18 protein-coding genes are annotated in these 17,680 nt (G+C 64.1%); 9 read left to right on the forward strand and 9 right to left on the reverse strand.

What is annotated here, in order from left to right; genetic code table 11:
• Positions 1–15: 15 nt before the first annotated feature.
• The 5 genes from QZ564_RS08955 to QZ564_RS08975 all read right to left on the reverse strand — a co-directional run bounded on the left by QZ564_RS08955 (position 16) and on the right by QZ564_RS08975 (position 5,564).
• Positions 16–768: an ABC transporter permease gene (locus QZ564_RS08955; RefSeq protein WP_297108097.1), complete on the reverse strand. Its 753-nt coding sequence runs from the start codon at positions 766–768 to the stop codon at positions 16–18.
• A complete protein-coding gene (locus QZ564_RS08960) occupies positions 765–1,697 on the reverse strand; it encodes an ABC transporter ATP-binding protein (protein WP_297108100.1) in 933 nt (310 codons plus the stop codon). Before QZ564_RS08960 ends, QZ564_RS08955 begins: the two co-directional genes overlap by 4 nt.
• On the reverse strand, positions 1,694–2,884 hold the full coding sequence (locus QZ564_RS08965) for an ABC transporter permease (protein WP_297108103.1): 1,191 nt from the start codon (positions 2,882–2,884) through the stop codon (positions 1,694–1,696). The genes QZ564_RS08960 and QZ564_RS08965 overlap by 4 nt, the downstream gene beginning before the upstream one ends.
• 132 nt (positions 2,885–3,016) lie before the next feature.
• Positions 3,017–3,928 carry an ABC transporter substrate-binding protein gene (locus QZ564_RS08970; RefSeq protein WP_297108106.1) on the reverse strand — a complete coding sequence of 304 codons (912 nt, stop codon included), beginning with the start codon at positions 3,926–3,928 and terminating at the stop codon, positions 3,017–3,019.
• Between the two features lie 37 nt (positions 3,929–3,965).
• Complete coding sequence (locus QZ564_RS08975; RefSeq protein ID WP_297108108.1) at positions 3,966–5,564, reverse strand: aromatic amino acid lyase; 1,599 nt, start codon at positions 5,562–5,564, stop codon at positions 3,966–3,968.
• Between the two features lie 119 nt (positions 5,565–5,683).
• Here QZ564_RS08975 and QZ564_RS08980 point away from each other — a divergent pair, with 119 nt between their 5' ends.
• The 3 genes from QZ564_RS08980 to QZ564_RS08990 all read left to right on the forward strand — a co-directional run bounded on the left by QZ564_RS08980 (position 5,684) and on the right by QZ564_RS08990 (position 9,671).
• Entirely contained in the window at positions 5,684–6,844 is a 1,161-nt protein-coding gene (locus tag QZ564_RS08980) for a LysR family transcriptional regulator (protein WP_297108111.1), read from the forward strand.
• Positions 6,845–6,908: 64 nt separating this feature from the next.
• Complete coding sequence (locus QZ564_RS08985; RefSeq protein WP_297108114.1) at positions 6,909–8,285, forward strand: FAD-containing oxidoreductase; 1,377 nt, start codon at positions 6,909–6,911, stop codon at positions 8,283–8,285.
• 156 nt (positions 8,286–8,441) lie between these two features.
• Complete coding sequence (locus tag QZ564_RS08990; RefSeq protein ID WP_297108117.1) at positions 8,442–9,671, forward strand: GGDEF domain-containing protein; 1,230 nt, start codon at positions 8,442–8,444, stop codon at positions 9,669–9,671.
• An 80-nt stretch (positions 9,672–9,751) separates the two neighbouring features.
• On the opposite strand, the gene QZ564_RS08995 is transcribed toward QZ564_RS08990, so the two are convergent.
• On the reverse strand, positions 9,752–10,366 hold the full coding sequence (locus QZ564_RS08995) for a biotin transporter BioY (protein ID WP_297108121.1): 615 nt from the start codon (positions 10,364–10,366) through the stop codon (positions 9,752–9,754).
• Positions 10,367–10,459: 93 nt separating this feature from the next.
• Here QZ564_RS08995 and QZ564_RS09000 point away from each other — a divergent pair, with 93 nt between their 5' ends.
• The gene (locus QZ564_RS09000) at positions 10,460–11,377 is read left to right on the forward strand and encodes an MBL fold metallo-hydrolase (RefSeq protein WP_297108124.1); all 918 of its coding nucleotides are present in this window, start codon (positions 10,460–10,462) and stop codon (positions 11,375–11,377) included.
• A gap of 39 nt (positions 11,378–11,416) precedes the next feature.
• Here the strand turns inward: QZ564_RS09000 and aroC are convergent, their stop codons facing one another.
• Positions 11,417–12,532, reverse strand: a complete 1,116-nt coding sequence (aroC, locus tag QZ564_RS09005; RefSeq protein ID WP_297108128.1) for a chorismate synthase — start codon at positions 12,530–12,532, stop codon at positions 11,417–11,419.
• Positions 12,533–12,580: 48 nt separating this feature from the next.
• Positions 12,581–13,222 carry a histidine phosphatase family protein gene (locus tag QZ564_RS09010; RefSeq protein ID WP_297108132.1) on the reverse strand — a complete coding sequence of 214 codons (642 nt, stop codon included), beginning with the start codon at positions 13,220–13,222 and terminating at the stop codon, positions 12,581–12,583.
• Between the two features lie 125 nt (positions 13,223–13,347).
• On the opposite strand from QZ564_RS09010, the gene QZ564_RS09015 reads away from it, so the two are divergent.
• Positions 13,348–14,763, forward strand: a complete 1,416-nt coding sequence (locus QZ564_RS09015; RefSeq protein WP_297108134.1) for an FAD-binding oxidoreductase — start codon at positions 13,348–13,350, stop codon at positions 14,761–14,763.
• A gap of 94 nt (positions 14,764–14,857) precedes the next feature.
• Complete coding sequence (locus QZ564_RS09020; RefSeq protein WP_297108138.1) at positions 14,858–15,421, forward strand: hemerythrin domain-containing protein; 564 nt, start codon at positions 14,858–14,860, stop codon at positions 15,419–15,421.
• Positions 15,422–15,548: 127 nt separating this feature from the next.
• On the opposite strand, the gene QZ564_RS09025 is transcribed toward QZ564_RS09020, so the two are convergent.
• Entirely contained in the window at positions 15,549–16,298 is a 750-nt protein-coding gene (locus QZ564_RS09025) for an SOS response-associated peptidase (protein ID WP_297108141.1), read from the reverse strand.
• A gap of 75 nt (positions 16,299–16,373) precedes the next feature.
• On the opposite strand from QZ564_RS09025, the gene QZ564_RS09030 reads away from it, so the two are divergent.
• The 3 genes from QZ564_RS09030 to QZ564_RS09040 all read left to right on the forward strand — a co-directional run bounded on the left by QZ564_RS09030 (position 16,374) and on the right by QZ564_RS09040 (position 17,652).
• Positions 16,374–16,775 (forward strand): NUDIX domain-containing protein, encoded by a 402-nt coding sequence (locus QZ564_RS09030; RefSeq protein WP_297108143.1) that lies wholly within the window; start codon positions 16,374–16,376, stop codon positions 16,773–16,775.
• Positions 16,776–16,876: 101 nt separating this feature from the next.
• Entirely contained in the window at positions 16,877–17,278 is a 402-nt protein-coding gene (locus QZ564_RS09035) for a TIGR02301 family protein (protein ID WP_297108146.1), read from the forward strand.
• 95 nt (positions 17,279–17,373) lie between these two features.
• Positions 17,374–17,652, forward strand: a complete 279-nt coding sequence (locus QZ564_RS09040) for a hypothetical protein (protein ID WP_297108149.1) — start codon at positions 17,374–17,376, stop codon at positions 17,650–17,652.
• Positions 17,653–17,680 lie beyond the last annotated feature (28 nt).

Raw genomic sequence — 17,680 nt, forward strand, 5'->3', positions numbered from 1 at the left:
TCAGGTCCTTGGTTATCAGGCGTTGGCGCGCGCGCCCTGCCCGGTCCGGCGGGTCAGGGCCCGCTCGATGGCCGAGAGGCCGTCATAGATGAGCACGGCGAGCGCCCCGACGATGAGGCCGCCTTGCAGCACGAATGCGGTATTGCTCGAGAGCAGCCCGGCGATGATGACTTCGCCCAGCGTCCGGGCGGCCACGGTGGAACCGATGGTTGCCGTGGCCAGGGAAATGACCGTGGAGAGGCGCACGCCGGCGAGAATGACGGGCAGCGCCAATGGCAATTCGACACGGATGAGGCGCTGGCTGCCGGTCATGCCCATGCCACGGGCGGCTTCGGTTACCGAAGGGGGCAGACCTGTAAGGCCGGTCAGCGTGTTTTCGAAGATCGGCAACAAGCCGTACAGAAACAGGGCCACCAGGGTCGGCGCGGTGCCGAAGCCGAGCATGGGCACGGCCAATGCCAGCACGGCCACCGGCGGAAAGGTCTGTCCGACATTAGCAAGGCTTCGCGACAGCGGCAGGAACTCTGCACCAAAGGGCCGGGTCACCAATATGGCCAGACCCACGGCTACCGCAGTGGCCAGCGTGGTGGCGATGAGGACAATCAGCAAGTGGTTGAGGGTCAGATCGAGCAGACTGCCCTGGTTGTAGATCACCGGCTGGTTGTTCTTGGCCAGGGGTTCGAAGAGAAAGGCGAAGGTCTCCGGGCTGACCAGAAACACGACCAACAGGGCCAGGACGAGCAGGCGAATGACAAGGCCAATGCTCATGACGGCCTCGCTGCAGCTCTTGCCAGGTCAGCGCGGCTGACCTGCCCAATCAACTGGCCATTGTCGCTGACCGGCAGGGCATCGCGTCCTGACCAGAGGCATTCGGCATAGGCCTCGCGCAGGCTGGCGCTGGCTTGTATAGGGGCACCCTTGGCTTCCCCCGGCTGGACCAATGATGCGACCCGGGCCAAAGACAACAGCCGGAACGGCCTGTCGCCGCCAATCAGCTCGGCGACGAAATCGGTTGCGGGGTTGGCCAGAATATCCTGGGGCGTCGCATATTGCAGCAGTTTGCCACCATCCATGACGGCAATACGGCTGCCGAGGTGAATGGCCTCCTCCATGTCGTGGGTCACCAGAACGATCGTGGTGTTGAATCGTTTCTGGATGGCGAGGAGATCCTCCTGCGCCTTGGCCCGGATGACCGGGTCGAGCGCGCCGAAAGGCTCGTCCATCAAGAGGATATTGGGCTCGGCAGCCAGGGCCCGTGCTACCCCGACGCGCTGCTGCTGGCCGCCGGAGAGTTCATTGGGCATGCGATCGCGGAACTGGGCCGGATCAAGCTGGAACAGGTCCAGCAATTCGTCGACACGCGCCGAAATCCGTGCCGCGTCCCACCCCAGCAGATGCGGCACGGTGCCGATGTTCTGGCCCACCGTGCGGTGCGGGAAAAGGCCGTGACCCTGAATGGCATAGCCGATGCGGCGGCGCAGTTCGTGCGCCGGAACGCTTCGTGTGTCCTGCCCGTCGATCAGGACCTTGCCCGAAGTGGGCTCGACCAGCCGGTTGATCATGCGCAAAAGAGTGGTCTTGCCCGAGCCCGAGGTACCAACAATGGCACAGACATCGCCTGCCTCGACCGTCAAGGATACCTTGTCGACGACGGTGGTCTGGCCATAGACCTTGGTCAGCTCCTGGATATCGATCATCGGGCACGCTCCTTGGTGCTGACCATTTCGACAAAGGCATCGAGGATGACGGCCGCCGCGAAGGCCAGCGCCACCGTTGGCACGGCGCCGAGCAGCACCAGATCCATCGCCGTCTGGCCGATGCCCTGAAAGACGAAGACGCCAAAACCGCCGCCGCCGATCAGCGCAGCGATGGTGGCAAGGCCGATGTTCTGCACCAGCACAATGCGGATGCCGGTCAGAATGACCGGAAAGGCCAGGGGCAATTCCACCGAGACGAGTCGTTGCCGGCCGGTCATGCCCATGCCGCGGGCCGCGTCATTGGCAGCTTCGGGCACATTGACCAGGCCCACCACCGTGTTGGACACGATGGGCAGCAGCGAATAGGCAAACAGGGCCACCATGGCCGGCGCCGTGCCGATGCCCGAAATACCGATGGCGGAGGCACCGGGTATATTGGCCGCGACCCAGGCCAGAGGCGCAATCAGCAGGCCGAACAAGGCGATGGAGGGGATGGTCTGGATGATGTTGAGCGTGTTCAACACGGCCGCCCGCAGGCCTCTCACCCGGTAGAGGAGGATGCCGAGCGGCACGCCCGCAACGATGGCGAGGCCAACAGAACCAAAGGCCAGCAGCAGATGCGTTCGCGACTCTGCCCAGAAGGCGGGGGCCCTGTTGGCATATTCCTTGAGGATCGAGAGATCGTTCCAGGCGCCGGTCCAGAGCAGCAGGCCAAGTGCCCCCGCCACCAGAGCGAGAATGCCGATGCGCTGCCAGGGTCCGAAGCGCAACCTGGCCAGAGCATCGGTGACCATCAGCGCGAAAGCGAAGAGCAGCAGCCAGAATCCGGCGCCGGGAGACACGCGCGCAAAGGTGTTGTCGGGTGGCGTCAGATAGCTTGCGGAGCGACCGATCAACACCGCCAGGGCGGTGAGCAGAACGAAGCCCGTGATGAGCTTGATGCGGGTTCGGTCGCGCAGCAAGGCGATGACGATGCCGGCAAGGACCAGCAGGCCCAGTACGAGAGCTGGCAGCGTATCGAGCGCGGCCGGGATCGGCAGCCCCTCGCCCAGCACGATGCGATTGGCCCGAAACACGGAAAAGGGCAGAAATGCGCCGGCCACGGCGATGAGGGCGATCAGGACCCCAAGCTTGTCCAAGGCCAAGCGGAGCGAACGGACATTGCTGGCGATATCGGCGGTAGTCATGGCGCCCCCTCGCTGCCCCTTTGGGCGATGTGCCAGCGCGACCACCTCCTGGTCGGCCGATCCGGGAGACGGCGCGCGCCAGGCGCGCCATCCCTTCTTATCGGTGCCTCATGCGAGGCAAGGCCCGGTACCTCAGCTCAGAAAGCCGTTATTGGTGAGGAAGTCCGTGGCCACGGCGGAAGCGGCTTCACCGCCCACCTGCACCCGGCCGTTGAGCTCCTGCAGGGTCTCCAGCGTCAGCGCTTCGAAGACCGGCTTCAGCAGTTCCTCGATCTGCGGATATTCGTTCAGCACCTCTTCCCGGATGATTGGGGCCGGCTGATAGACCGGCTGCACGCCCTTGTCGTCCTCAAGTACCTTCAGACCGGAGGGGGCGATGCCGCCGTCGGTGCCATAGACCATGGCGGCATTGGCGCCGTTGGTTCCCTGGGCGGCCGCCGCGATGGTGGCTGCCGTGTCGCCGCCCGACAGGGTGATCAGCTGATCGGGGGAGAGGGTAAACCCATAGACTTCCTGGAACTTGGGCAGGGCGGCCGGTGAGTTGACGAACTCTGCGGACGCGGCCAGCTTCACTTCACCGCCACCGGCTACATATTCGCCGAACTGGCTGAAGGTATCGAGACCGTTGGCGTCGGCGAGGTCCTGGCGAATGGCCACTGCCCAGGTGTTGTTGGCCGGCGACGGGGTCAGCCAGACGATGTTGTTGGCTTCGTAGTCGAGCTTCTTGGCTTCCTCATAGGCGGACTGGGCATTGTTCCAGAGCGGATCGTCAGCGCGCTCGAAGAAGAAGGCGGCATTGCCCGTATATTCGGGATAGATGTCGATTTCGCCCGCGGTGATGGCCTCGCGCACGATGGGCGTGCCGCCGAGCTGGATGCGGTCTTCGACCGGAATGTCGTTGGCTTCAAGCACCTGCTTGATGATATTGCCCAGGACCCCGCCTTCGGTGTCGATCTTGGACGACACCACCACCTGCGCCTGCGCGGCGGTGATGGTCAAGGCAAGTGCGGTTGCCGCACCCACAAGCATTTTCGTTAGGCGCATGACTGTCTCCTTTGTGAGCCGGATTGGCCGGCTGTCCCTACCCAAGTGCACTGTCAGTATTTGACAGGGGCCGTTCCGCCCCGGTCTGCGGGCCGAGCGCAAAAAACTCGTCCAATTCCATAATGGCGGAGTGCGCAATCAGTTCAGCGACAAAGCCATCGGAGGCCAAAGCGGCCTCCACCGCCTCGACTTCAGCCGATAGCGGCCTGTCATGCTCGTAGAAGGCGGCGTGTTGCCGGACGAGGTTGTAGACCATGCCCGGAACATTGCCCGGCCGGTCGCCGGAAATATCCATGGCCTGGGCCGCCAGCAGTCCCTCAAGGGCGGCAAGGCGACGCAGAGCACCGGCCTGGCGCTCGAACCGCTCGACCACCAGCGGCAGAAACGCAGCCTCGTCTTCGAGCCCATTGGCCACCACCAGGGATTGGGCCGAGATGGCGTTGGAGAGCGAGAGGCAGCGGACGAAAAGTTCGCCGGCCAGCTTGATGATGGGGCCGAAGCCGGTGGCGATGGCACCGGGTGCTACCAGATTGACGGGCAGATTGCGCCGGCCCCCATTGCCGAGCAGCACGCAGCGATTGAACGAATTCCTGGCAACATGGGCGAGTGCCAGCTGCGCCGTCTGCAGAAAGACAGTGACATCGAGCGGCAGCGAGCCGCCGGAGGTAAGCACCTGGCCGCCAGCGACCACCGGATTGTCATCGGTGCGTCCGGTTGCGGCCAAGACGGTTCGCCCGGCCACAACGAGGCTCTCGAACGCGGTGGCGAAAACCTGGCTCATCATGCGGATCGAGAGCGGGTCCTGCACATGGGTGCCCATGGGCCAGTCCCAGCCCATGGCGTTGAAATAGAGCCAGGCACCGATACCGGCTTCGCGTTCGGTGCCGACATGGGCCACCGCTTTCCAGGGATCGCGCGATGCCCCCAGGGCGCCGGCCGTGGTCAGGCCGGTGGCCAGCATCACGCGCACTGCACTTGCGGCCTGCCGGATGGCGCGCATGGCGGCCGCATAGCCCACAGCATTGGTGGACACCGAGGCGAGGCTATCGCGCGGCGCAAGCTTGAAGGGCCTTAGTCCGGCCCGGGCCATGGCCTCCGCGGCAGGCAGGCGCTCGCCGCGATGATAGGCTTCGCCCACGCCAGTGAGGACAGCGCCGATCTGCCCCATCAGGCCAATATCGGCGCAGCCGATGGAGCCGGTGCGGCGGACCACGGGGATAACGTCGGCTGCAAGCAGTTTCTGATAGGCCTCGACCAGATCGGGCGTGCAGCCGACGCGGCCGGTCAAAGCCATGTTGACGCGGATCGCCAAGGCGTTGCGGATGACTTCGAGCGGAAAGGCGCTGCCGGTGCCGAAATGATGCGCGCGGACGAGGCCGGTGCTGAAAGCTTCCAGATCCTCCTCGGACCAGGACACGTCCTTCATGGCCCCGACGCCGGTCGTGGCCCCATAGACCGGCTGGCCGGCATTGATGGTGTCTTCCACAACCTGGCGGGCATGCTGCACGCGTTCGAGTGCAGCCTTGTTGGCGACGATGCTGGCCTGGCGCGCGCCGATGCGGACGAAGTCGGCGAAGCTGAGGGGCTTACCCTTAAGCTCGATCGTTGCCGGGGGGATGTTCGCCTGGGCGTTCACGTCTGTGGGGTCTCCTTGCATCGGTGACGCTATTGGAAATTTCTCGACCATGGGATATCCCAAAAGCTGAACAGGCTATGTTCCGTCTGTGAGCGCCGGCAAGACAGAGAGGCAGCGACATGGACAGCTCGACCCTGGTCCTGGTCGATGCCATTCTCAAGGCGGGTAGTCTGCGGGCCGCTGCCCGTATCGCCGCACGGCCGGCGGCCAGCGTATCGGCCGCACTGGATCGGCTCGAAGCGAGCCTCTCGACCACCCTGTGCCAGCGGGCCGGGTCAGGGTTGATCCTGACCCTGGAGGCCAACCGCTTGGCCCCCGAGATCGCAGGGGCCGCTGCATTGGCGCGTCGTCTCTATGCCGCGCAGGCCGATCCTTTCGCATCAGGCGTGCGACTGCAAGCGCTGGGACGATTTGTTGAAGTGGCCGAGCGCGGCAGTATTCGCCAGGCGGCGCGGGCGATGATGCTCGGGCAACCACAATTGTCCCGGCAATTGGCACATCTGGAGACGGCACTGGGGCACCGGCTGATCGAGCGCGGAACGGACGGGATCAGCCTGACGCAGGCGGGGCAATCGGTTCGGGAGACCAGCGAGGCCCTGTTGCAGGTGTGGGGGCAGATTTCCCGGTCGTCCGAGGATCGCTTCCGGCGGACACAGGCGACGGTGCGGCTCGGCTCAATCATGCCGCTGGGCTATGAGAGCGAGATCGCTCGCCAATTGGCCAGGCTGACGGCGGGCTGGATGGCGACGCATCCCAGGCAGCCGCTCTTCGTCAGCTCCACCACGGCCGAGGAACTGCTGCGCGGACTCAAGAGCGGGGTGTTTGACGTCGCCCTGCTCGATACCGAGCAATTGCCTGCCGATCTCGAGGGCGCCCGGATCGTGACATCGCCATTGGCCATTGTGGGTGCGGGCGGCAACGACATTGCACAGGCGCTGTCGTCCCGGCCGATTGCCCTGCCCAGCCCGAGAAGCGGACTGCGCCTGCGGATCGACACCCTGCTGGACATGACGTTCGAGCCGCAGCAGCGCGACCGGCTGCAATTGCTCGAGATCGACTCCATTCCGGTCATCCTCAATCTGGTCTTGCACCATGGCTTCGTGTCGGTGTTGCCTCTGGCCTCGGTGGCCAGCATCCGCCCGGAACTGCACAACATTGCGCTGCCGCCCGATTTCGACATGCATTATTGGCTGTGCTGGCCCAAATCTGCCGGGCGGCCGGATGCCGGCATGGCGGTCCTCGATGCCATCCGACGTGCAACCACACCGTCCCCGGTCTAGTTGTCCCGGGGAGGGTTGCGCCGGCGCGGTGCGGCCATCGTTCGGACAAGGGAGACATCGCGTCATGGATCGACATTTCGATGCCGTCATCATCGGCGCCGGCCAGGCGGGGCCGCCGCTGGCCGCGCGACTGGCTGGGGCTGGATTCGAGGTTGCGCTTGTGGAGCGGGCCCAGGTCGGCGGAACCTGCGTTAATACCGGCTGCACGCCGACCAAGGCGATGGTGGCCAGCGCCAAAATCGCGCATTCGGTTCGCCAGGCCAGCGAGCATGGCATTCACGTGTCGCGCGCGCCGATCGTCGACTTCCCCTTCATTCTCGGTCGAGCCCGCACGATCAGCGCCAATTCGCGCAATGGTCTGGAGACGTGGCTCGGCGGCATGGACAAGCTGACGCTCCTACGCGGCCATGCGCGGTTCGAGGGGCCCCAGCGCTTGCGGATCGGCGACGACATGATTTCGGCCGAACGTATCTTTCTCAATGTCGGGGCCCGGGCGAGTATCCCCGATCTCCCAGGGCTCGACGAAATCGAGCCGCTCACCAATTCCAGCATTCTGACCCTCGATACCCTGCCGGAGCACCTTGTGATCATCGGGGGAAGCTATATCGGCCTTGAATTCGCACAGATGTTCCGGCGGTTCGGCTCGCGCGTCACTATCATCGAAAAGGGGGATCGCCTTGCCAAACACGAAGACGCAGAGGTCTCCGACTGCATTCGCGACATCCTCGAACTGGAAGGCATAACCATCCGCACAAGTGCGGAGTGTGTGCGGTTCTCAAGCAATGGTCACGGACCCGTAGTCTCGGTCAACTGCAGCGAGGGGGAACCGGATATTTCCTGCTCCCACGTGCTGCTCGCGGTCGGCCGAACGCCCAATACGGGTGATCTCGGGCTCGATCACGCCGGGGTGGCGCTGGATGAGCATGGCTATGTGAGCGTCAATGACCGGCTCGAGACCAATGTACCGGGCGTCTGGGCGCTGGGCGATTGCAATGGCCGCGGGGCCTTCACGCACACCTCCTACAATGACCATGAGGTGGTGGCAGGCAACCTGCTGGAGGGTGAGGACCGGAAGATCTCCGAGCGGGTTTCCACCTATGCGCTCTACATCGACCCACCTTTGGGCCGGGCTGGTCTCTCCGAGGCGGACGCGATCGCCAAGGGACACAAGGTACTGGTCGGAAAGCGGCCGATGACCCGGGTCAGCCGCGCGGTCGAGAAGGGCGAGATCCAGGGCCTGATGAAGGTGGTGGTGGACGCAGACTCAAGAGCGATCCTGGGCGGCGCTATCCTGGGGCCAGGTGGCGATGAGGCGATCCATACCATTGTCGACATGATGCAGATGGGCGCCTCGATCGACGCGCTTCAGCGGACAATGCATATTCACCCGACCGTGGCCGAGCTGGTGCCAACTATCGCCGGAGCCCTTGAGGAGGTCTAAGTCATCCAGGCCGGCCGCCGGAATTGCCTCGATACCGGCAATCCTGTGGCCTTGCATTTGGGATTCGTTCATCCGAACCGGTTAGCCTTGCCCGATGATCCTCCTGGAACGGGGGCAACCATGCCTGCGAGCGCCAGGCGGGGGAGTTGGCGGCGCGTGCCTTATCAAGACGAGCAATCGGTACAGGAAGAGGTCGATCGCCTGCTCTCGGGGCGGACCCGGGATATTCGCCTCAGTAGCGAATTGCAGGCGCGGTTTCGCGAGCGCTCGTTCAAGCAGACCTCCAAGATCATCCGTGCATGGATGATATGGGTGATCGTGCTCGATGTCCTGGCGATGATCGTGAACCTGCTCCTGCTGCCCCGCGAACCAGCCGTCGCGATGCTTGGCCCGGCCTTGTTGATGCCGCCTGCGGCGCTCGCCGTCTACCTGGCCTGGGCACGCAAGCTGCCCTTCGCCGCCCTTGATGCCGTCCTGACCCTGGGCATGCTGGCCATCCTGCTTTCCGTCGCTCTGATGAGCTATGTGGCCGGCGATGAGCTGCAGGAGCGCTATCTCAGCGTCATGCTGTTTGTCGCTGTCACGGCCATCATCATTTTCAACGTGCCGCAATCGGTGACCTATGCGATCTCGGGCGCCGGGCTGGCGCTTTACCTGGTCTTTCAGCTGGCCCACCCGGCCCTCGGTACTGCCAGCGCCTTCGCGGCCTTCCTGTTTTTCGCCAGCGGTGTGACGGCCACGGTGGTGGCGCGACAGACCATGACCATCCTGGCGCACCGGACCTTCCTGCTCGAATTGCGGGACGCCCGAAGGGTGGCCGAACTCGCCAGCGCCAATGCCAAACTCGAGCAGCTCTCCCGGACCGACCCGCTTACGGGGCTTTCGAACCGGCGCCACTCCGATGATGTCCTGGCCATGCTCTTTGACCGGGACAGGCCGTCCACATCCTCCCTGGCGCTGCTGATGTGCGACATCGACTGCTTCAAGGCGCTCAATGACCGGCTGGGACATCTGGAAGGTGACAAGGCGCTCGCCGCTGTCGCCCGGACCATCACGCGATCGGTCCGCCCGAAGGATCATGTCGCGCGCTTTGGCGGCGAAGAGTTTTTGGTCGTGCTTGTCGATGTGAACACCCAAGAGGCGCAGTCCATCGCCCAGGACATCCGGTTGGGCGTTGAAGCACTCAAACTTGCCAATCCGGGCTCGTCCGCGGGACCGGTGCTGACCATCAGCATCGGCGTTGCCGCAGAGGTGGATCACCCCGGCTGCACAGCGTCCGAACTGCACCGGGCCGCCGACGCAGCCCTCTACCATGCCAAGAGCCAGGGCAGAAACCGCGTCGCCCTGGCTTCGGGCGGCACCGCGCAGCGCCGCCACGCCTCCTGACGGGTCCCACCGACTGAGCCTCTCGAACGAAAAAAGGGCCGGTGTGACCACCGGCCCTTTTCGCGTCTGGAAGCGTGATTTCAGCGCTTGGCGCCGAACAGACCCCACAGCCCGGTCACGGTCAGGGCGGCGAAAGCCATCTTGAGCGTGTCCCACACCAGGAAGGGCTGCACGGCCTTGGCGAAGGCAGAGGCCACAACATTGGTCTGGTCAACCCAGGCGGCCTGGCCGGCCATGGCCACCAGCCACGCAAAGCCGAAGGCGTAGAGCACGGCAGAGCCCACGAGCATGGCGCCGAACAGGGTGAAGGGGCGGCCGGACGCGCCACGATCAGCGGCAGCGCCGACGATGGCAGCCAAAGCGAGGAAGCCGATGAGGAAGCCGCCAGTCGGGCCGACGAGATAGGCCAGACCGCCGCCGGTGGCGAAAACCGGCAGGCCGAGTGCGCCTTCGAGAAGATAGGCAGCAACAGTGGCAACGCCGATGCGCAGGCCAAAGGCAGCGGCCAGCGCGGCAATTGCAAAGCTCTGCAGGGTCACGGGGACCGGCCACACCGGGACATTGACCTTGGCGGCGGCCGTGATGAGCATGGTGCCGATGAGGACGATCGCAGCATTGGTTGCCAGCTTGGCGACATCGCCTTTTGGCTGGAATGCACCGAGCAGCGTGTTGGGCGTGGTCAAAGTCACAGCCATTTCATACCTTCCGTAATTGATAGGGACCAACCCCCTCCCCGGGGTGGTCTGGTCCGGACACAAGCTTCTTACGGTTTCGTTACCACAGGCGCAATGGCCAGCACTTCCTCACCCCTTACCTTCGACACCGAATTCGTTGCCCGAACCGGCGAGGCAATTGCCGTTGCCCCTGGCGTCACCCGGGTCACGGCCCCCAACGCCTCCCCTTATACCTTTACCGGCACGAACAGTTTTCTCGTGGGGCATCATGAGGTTGCCCTGGTCGACCCCGGACCGGAAGACGGTGCGCATGAAGCTGCCCTGATTGCGGCGATCAGTGGCCGCAGGGTGACTGCTATCCTGCTTACGCATACCCATCGCGACCATAGTGCATCGGCGCAAGAACTGGCGCAGCGGCTGGACGCTCCGCTCTGGTTCGGTGGTCGCCATCGTCTGTCCCGTCCGCTGCGCCGGTTTGAGATCAATCCGATTCGCAATTCATGCGATTGGGATCTGGTACCGGACCGGACGCTGGTGGATGGCGAGACCATGCTGGCCGGCGACATGAACCTGGTCGTTCATGCGACGCCCGGGCATTGCGCCAATCATCTCAGTTTTGGTGTCGCCGGAGGAGACATCATGCTCTCGGGCGATCATGTCATGGGCTGGAATTCTACCCTCGTCTCGGTGCCGGATGGCTCCATGGCTGATTACTTTGCCTCGCTGGACAAGGTCATTGCCCTGCCCTACCGGCGCTACCTGCCAGCACATGGCGGCGATATCGCCAACGGCCCTGCCCATGCCGCCGCCCTCAAGGCCCATCGGCAGATGCGCAATGAACAGCTCCTCGACGCTGTCCGGCAAGGTGCACGAACCGTTCGGGCGGCGGTCGACGCGATCTATCCCGCCCAACCGGCCCGGGTGCGCTTTGCCGCCCGCATGACCATGATGGCGCATGTGGAATATCTGGAGGGATTGGGGCAGTTGAAGGTGAAGCGGGGGGTGTTGGGGATGCGGCTGGAGCTGGCGTAGGCACCCTTCACCACTCCCTTTGGGGGAGAGGTGAAGGAGCTAGTTCCTTTGAAACCCTATTGCCCCTTCGCGACCCGTCTGCCCGCGATGCCGCAGCATGTGGTCGGCCAGGACCAATGCCATCATGGCTTCGCCCACCGGCACGGCACGGATGCCCACGCAGGGATCGTGGCGGCCCTTGGTGATGATGTCGGTGTCTTCATTGGCCGTCGTGACCGTCTGGCGCGGCGTCAGGATGGACGAGGTCGGCTTGACGGCAAAGCGGCAGACAATGGGATCGCCGTTGGAGACACCGCCCAGGATGCCGCCGGCATGGTTGGAGAGGAAATAGGGCTTATCCTCGCCCGAACGCATCTGGTCGGCGTTTTCGACCCCGGTAAGGCCAGCGGCCTCGAAACCAGCACCGATCTCCACCGCCTTCACGGCATTGATGCTCATCATGGCCGAGGCCAGGTCAGCGCTTAATTTGCCATAGATCGGGGCGCCCCAGCCGGCGGGCACACCTTCGGCCACCACCTCGATCACCGCGCCCACCGAATTGCCTTCCTTGCGCAGCGCATCGAGATAGTCAGCCCAGAGCACGGCGGCCTTGGGATCGGCGCAGAAGAAGGGGTTCTCGCCCACCACGTCCCAGTCGAAATTGGCGTAGTCGATCTTGTGCGGGCCCATCTGCACGAGGCTGGCGCGGATGGTGACGCCGGCAAGCACCTGGCGGGCGATGGCGCCGGCCGCGACCCGGGCCGCAGTTTCGCGGGCCGAAGTGCGCCCGCCGCCACGATAGTCGCGGATGCCGTATTTCTGGTCATAGGTGTAGTCGGCATGGCCAGGACGGTATTTGTCGCGGATGTCCGAATAGTCCTTGGAGCGCTGGTCGGTATTCTCGATCAGCAGCGAGATCGGCGTGCCGGTGGTGCGGGGGCCATCGGTGCGCTCGTCCTCGAAGACGCCGGAGAGGATCTTCACCTCATCGGCCTCACGGCGCTGCGTGGTGAACTTGGACTGGCCGGGTTTGCGGCGGTCGAGATCGCGCTGGATCATTTCCGGCGTCAGCTTGAGGCCGGGCGGGCAACCATCGACCACGACGCCCAGCGCCGGTCCGTGGCTTTCGCCCCAGGTGGTGAAACGGAAAAGATGCCCGAACGTATTGAAAGACATGGCGCGGCCCCAGTTATGCGGGCGTTTTAGGGGGCCGTGGCCAGCCGGTCAATCGACGCTGGCGTCCCAGGTGTTCCGGGCAGAGTGCAAGGTCATCCGGCCATTGACGAAATGGGCGATGACGCCCTGCGGCGGCGGCCAGTTGAGAACATCGCCGCGCGGGGTTCCTTCCACCAGGTGGCGCAGCACCCGCAGCACGCCGCCATGGGCGACAACCACCGCGTGATGGGTCAGCTCACGGGCAAAATCGAGCAGGCGCGCAGCGACATCGTCGTAGTTCTCGCCATTCTCGGGCCGGAACTGCCAATAGCTCTCGTCCCGCTCGCCGGGTGCAAGGGCGGCATGCTCGCGCGCGATTTCGGCATGCAGGCGGCCCTCGAAATTGCCGAAGGAAATTTCGATCAGCCGCTTGTCGTGGATGACCGGCGGCAGCTCGATGTCGAATGCGGCGCGCATGCGGTCCATGGTTTCCGCCGCGCGGCTCAGCGGCGAGGCGAACCAGTTGAGCGAGGCCGGGTCCACCCCTTCGCGCTCCAGCAACTCGCGCAGCAGGATGCCATTGGCGTCGGCCTGCAATTGCCCGGTGCGGTTGAGCGGGATATCTCGGCTACCCTGATAGCGTTGTTCCCGGTTCCAATCGGTCTCACCGTGGCGCGCAAAGTAGAAATCGGGCCATTGGGGGGCAGTCATGGACACTTCCGCGCGGAAAAGGCGCGGCCTTTGTTCGTCTGGAACCTGAGGCCTGCTTGTGGCACACCGTTGACCGGCTGAGCAAGCGCAACACCCTCATAGCTCATCTGTTTTGGAGTCCTGCCATGCCCCTGACCACCCCCGAGATCATCACCGCCCTCGAGGAACTGGTGGGGCGCGACAATGTTGTCGCGGACGCGGCAAAGATGGGCGCCTGGCTCAACGAGCCACGCAAACGCTTCCACCAGAGCGCTGTCGCCGTGGTCATCCCCCCCGATGTCGCGGCGGTGCAGGCGGTCATGCGCTGGGCCAATGAACATCGTGTCGGCATCATCCCGCAGGGGGGCAATACCGGTCTCGTTGGGGCGCAGGTGCCGCTCAGCGGCAATGAAGTGATTTTGAGTCTTCAGAAACTCGACCGCATCCGCTCCATCGATACGGCGGCCGGAGTCATGACCGCCGAGGCCGGCGTCATACTTGAGAATGCCCACAAGGCCGCCGAAGCAGAGGGCGCCATGTTCCCGCTCTGGCTCGCCTCGCAGGGGTCGGCGCGCATCGGCGGGGTACTCTCGTCCAATGCCGGGGGCGTCAATGTGTTGGCCTATGGCAATGCCCGCGAGCTCACCATGGGCGTCGAGGCGGTGCTGGCGGACGGCCGGCTCTATAACGGTCTCAATGCCCTCAAGAAGGACAATACCGGCTATGACCTCAAGGATTTGCTGGTGGGGGCGGAGGGGACGCTGGGCATCATCACGGCGGCCTCGCTAAAAATTTATCCTCTGCCCGAGGACTATGAGACCGCAATCGTCAATGTGGCCTCGCCCGAGGCGGCGCTGGAACTGTTCCAGTTGATGCGGGATCGTGCTGGCGCGCGCCTCAATGCCTTCGAACTCATCCCCTGGATCGGCCTCGACATCCAGCTGCGACACGGCATGCTCGATGCCGATCCAACCGCCAGCGCCTCGCCCTGGTATGCGCTGATCGAATTGACCCGCATGGCCGGGACCGAGCCGGGCGCGCTGCAAACTTTACTGGAAGCGGCTTTCGAGGCGGCGCTGGTTTCCGACGCCGTGGTCGCCGAATCCCTGGCCGACCGTACGCGTATGTGGGCCTTCCGCGAGCAGATGAGCGAATGTCAGAGCCGCGAAGGGGCGTCGATCAAGCACGACGTCTCGGTGCCCATTGCCGCCATACCGCGCCTGATTGCCGAAGGCTCAGCGACCGCCGAAAAGCTGGTGCCCGGCATCCGCCCGGTGCCGTTCGGGCATATGGGCGATGGGAATATCCACTTCAATTTTTCGATGCCGGTGGGTGCCGACCCCAAGGCGTTCATGGCGCAATATGACGAGGCCGTGCACGAAATCATCTATGAGGTGGTGCTGAAGCTGGGCGGCTCCGTCTCGGCCGAACATGGCATCGGTCAGTTGAAGGTGGACCTGCTCAGGCAAGTGAAGGACCCGGTGGCACTGGAGATGATGCGGGCCATCAAGACGGCACTGGACCCCAATGGGATTCTCAATCTGGGGAAGATGCTGGGATAGCCGCTCCCGAGGCTCGATACTGATCGGTCACACTATTCCGGTCACCCCTATGTGCCTTCTTGCACCTGGGGCCTGGCCGGACCATGTGTGCCCCATGCTGCTCAAAGACATCCAGTTCCTCGACGACGCCACGCGTCCCCCGATCCCCAAGCTCGAAGGCGTGACCGAGGCGCAGAAGCTGCCCGGCGAGCACCTCAGGCAAATTCATGATCACCTGCGCGACAATATGAAGGTACTGGGGCGCCTGATCGAGCGTGCCGCGGAAGGGCATGCGAGCGTCGAGGAGGTCAAGGCGGAGACTACGGAGCTCGTCATGATCTCCAATTATCGCCGCTTCGGCACCTTGTGCGGGCAATATTGCCAGTTCGTACACGGCCATCACTCGATCGAGGACTACGCGATCTTCCCCGGCATCGCCGCCCAGGGACCCGCCTTCAAGGCCATTGCCGAGCGCCTGCAGGCCGAGCATGTGGTCGTCCATACCCTGCTCGAACGCCTCATCGATGCGCTGATCAAGTTGGCAGACAGCCCCGGACAATCCAATTTCGAGGATGCCGTGACCGTCTTCCGGGCGCTGGAGAAAGTGCTGCTCAGCCACCTGCACTATGAGGAAGAATCCATCGGCGACGCGCTGGGCTATTTCGAGATCGGGGTCTGAGCATCGCCGGATGAGGGGGGTGTTCGGCATGCCCGAGAGCCCAAAGCTACGCGCTGACCTCCCCTCACCGACCTTCGCTACGCTCCGGCCACCTGTCCCCATTGGGGAGAGGAACAAGGCGCCGACCTCAGAACAAATCCATCTGCCCGCCGCTGCCGGCAGCCTTCTTCCGCTTGGGCTTTTCTGCCGGCGGCTCGGACGTTGAGAGGTCCACCGGCTCGATCAACCCCGGGTCGTCGTCGCGGGCGGAATTGACGCGGGTCGAGACCGGATGAAACTTCAGCACGCCATCTTCGAGCGGTAGCGCCATCTGCGCGGCCTCATGGGCCCTGACGTCGCGGACGTTGAGCCAATCATCCCATTGGGCCTCCTGCATGAGGATGGCCGGCATGCGATCATGGATCACCGAGAGATGGGGGTTGGCCGCGACGGTGATGGTGGCGACGCTGTCCACCTCCTCGCCATTGGGACCGATCCAGTTGCTGTAGAGACCCGCCAGCGCCATGGGCTGCCCGTCGGCGCGGGTGATATAGTAGGGCTGCTTTTTCTTGTCGGGGCCGGTATGCCATTCATAATAGCCGCTGGCCGGCACGATGCAGCGGCCATGTTTGACGCGATCCCGAAAGGCCGGCTTTTCGGCCATGCTTTCCGCCCGCGCATTGACCAATAGCGGAAATTCCCGAGGGTCCTTGACCCAGTGGGGCACGAAACCCCAACGGGCGAAATGCGCCTCCCGTCGCCCTTCGGCCTCCCATATGGCCACGATGGGCTGTGTCGGGGCGATGTTGTAGCGGGGTACGATCTCGACGCTGTTCAGAAGCTTGAACAGCTCCTCCATCATTTCGGGCGGCAGGGTCGAGGCATAGCGGCCACACATAGGCGTGTCTCCTTCACCCTTGCAGAGGTAATCTCTAGGCGCCCGAATCGCAAATCACCCGGATGCACGCCCCCAATGATCGAGCCTCCCAACGCCGCCAGTGTCGGCATCGTCAAGCACGGCAAGATCCTGCTCATCAAGCGTGCATTTGCGCCCTATCAGAACCTGTGGACCTTTCCCGGCGGGCGCATGGAACCTGACGAGACGGTGGAGCAATGCGCCATTCGCGAGGTGCAGGAAGAGCTGGGCCTTACCATCCGCAATCCCCGCCATGCGCTGACCCAGTCGCTCGGTCGCGACGGCAGCTATCGCCTGGCCGTGTTCACTACCACCGATTATGTGGGCCAGGTCCGGCCCTCGAGCGAGATCAGCGACCACAAATGGGTGGACCCCGGCATGCTTATCGCCCTCAGGACCACTTCAAGGCTCGATGACGTGATCAGAGAATGCTTCAAGGTCCTGGGGCAAAGCTGGTAAGAGGGGGCATGGATGCGTTGAACTCTTCACTTCCGGCATGCGGCCCCACCCCACCCTCAGTCCCTCCCCATCGAGGGGAGGGAGGCGCAGGGTCGCAGCGCTTGGGTTCATCGTCTCCCTCCCCCTTGTGGGGAAGGATCAAGGGTGGGGGTCTGCGCGGCATACTCCTCGCCCTCCTCCTGGCCACCCCGGCCCACGCCATCGACCCGCTCTATCAGCGGCAGATGGAGCGGCTGACCGAGATCATGGGGAGCCTCTATTTCCTGGAGCCGCTGTGCGGCAACGGACAGGAGGATTGGCGCCAGCAGGCGGCCGAACTGATCGATCTAGATGAACCGGACGATGACCGGCGGCAGCGCCTGGCCGGGGCCTTCAACACCGGCTACACCGCCTTCGCGCGCCTGCATCGGCAATGCACGCCCTCTTCCCGCGAGGCGCTGGCGCGACTGCTCGACGAAGCGAGGAGGCTGGCGCGCGACATTCATACGCGTTTTGCCGAGTAGACCCGCCGGCCGGTCCGTGCAAATTGCCTACCCGCTGTTAACCTTCGGCTTACTTCCCCCTTGAGCGGAGACCCGGGCGTGCTATGCCCGGAACCATGAGCACACCCAAGACCATCTTCTCGCCCGCGTCCGGGATCGGTCCGTTCGACCCGCAGCAGTCTGAACGGCAATTGGCTTTGGAGTATCTGGCCGAGGCCTGGAACAGTGCCGAAGAAGACGGCCTGGCCTCTGCTTCACTGGCACATGCCTCGCTGTTTGCCGCGCTCGCGACCTTCGTGAAGATGCATGGCGACGAAGCCACGGCGGACCTGGTCGAGCAGCTTCCCGAGCGTATTCGCAACGGCGAATACAATCTCGAACGCATTCTGCAGTAATTATCCGGCGGCGCTGGGCCCTGCCCTC

The organism is uncultured Devosia sp., assembly GCF_913055165.1.
Taxonomy (GTDB): domain Bacteria; phylum Pseudomonadota; class Alphaproteobacteria; order Rhizobiales; family Devosiaceae; genus Devosia.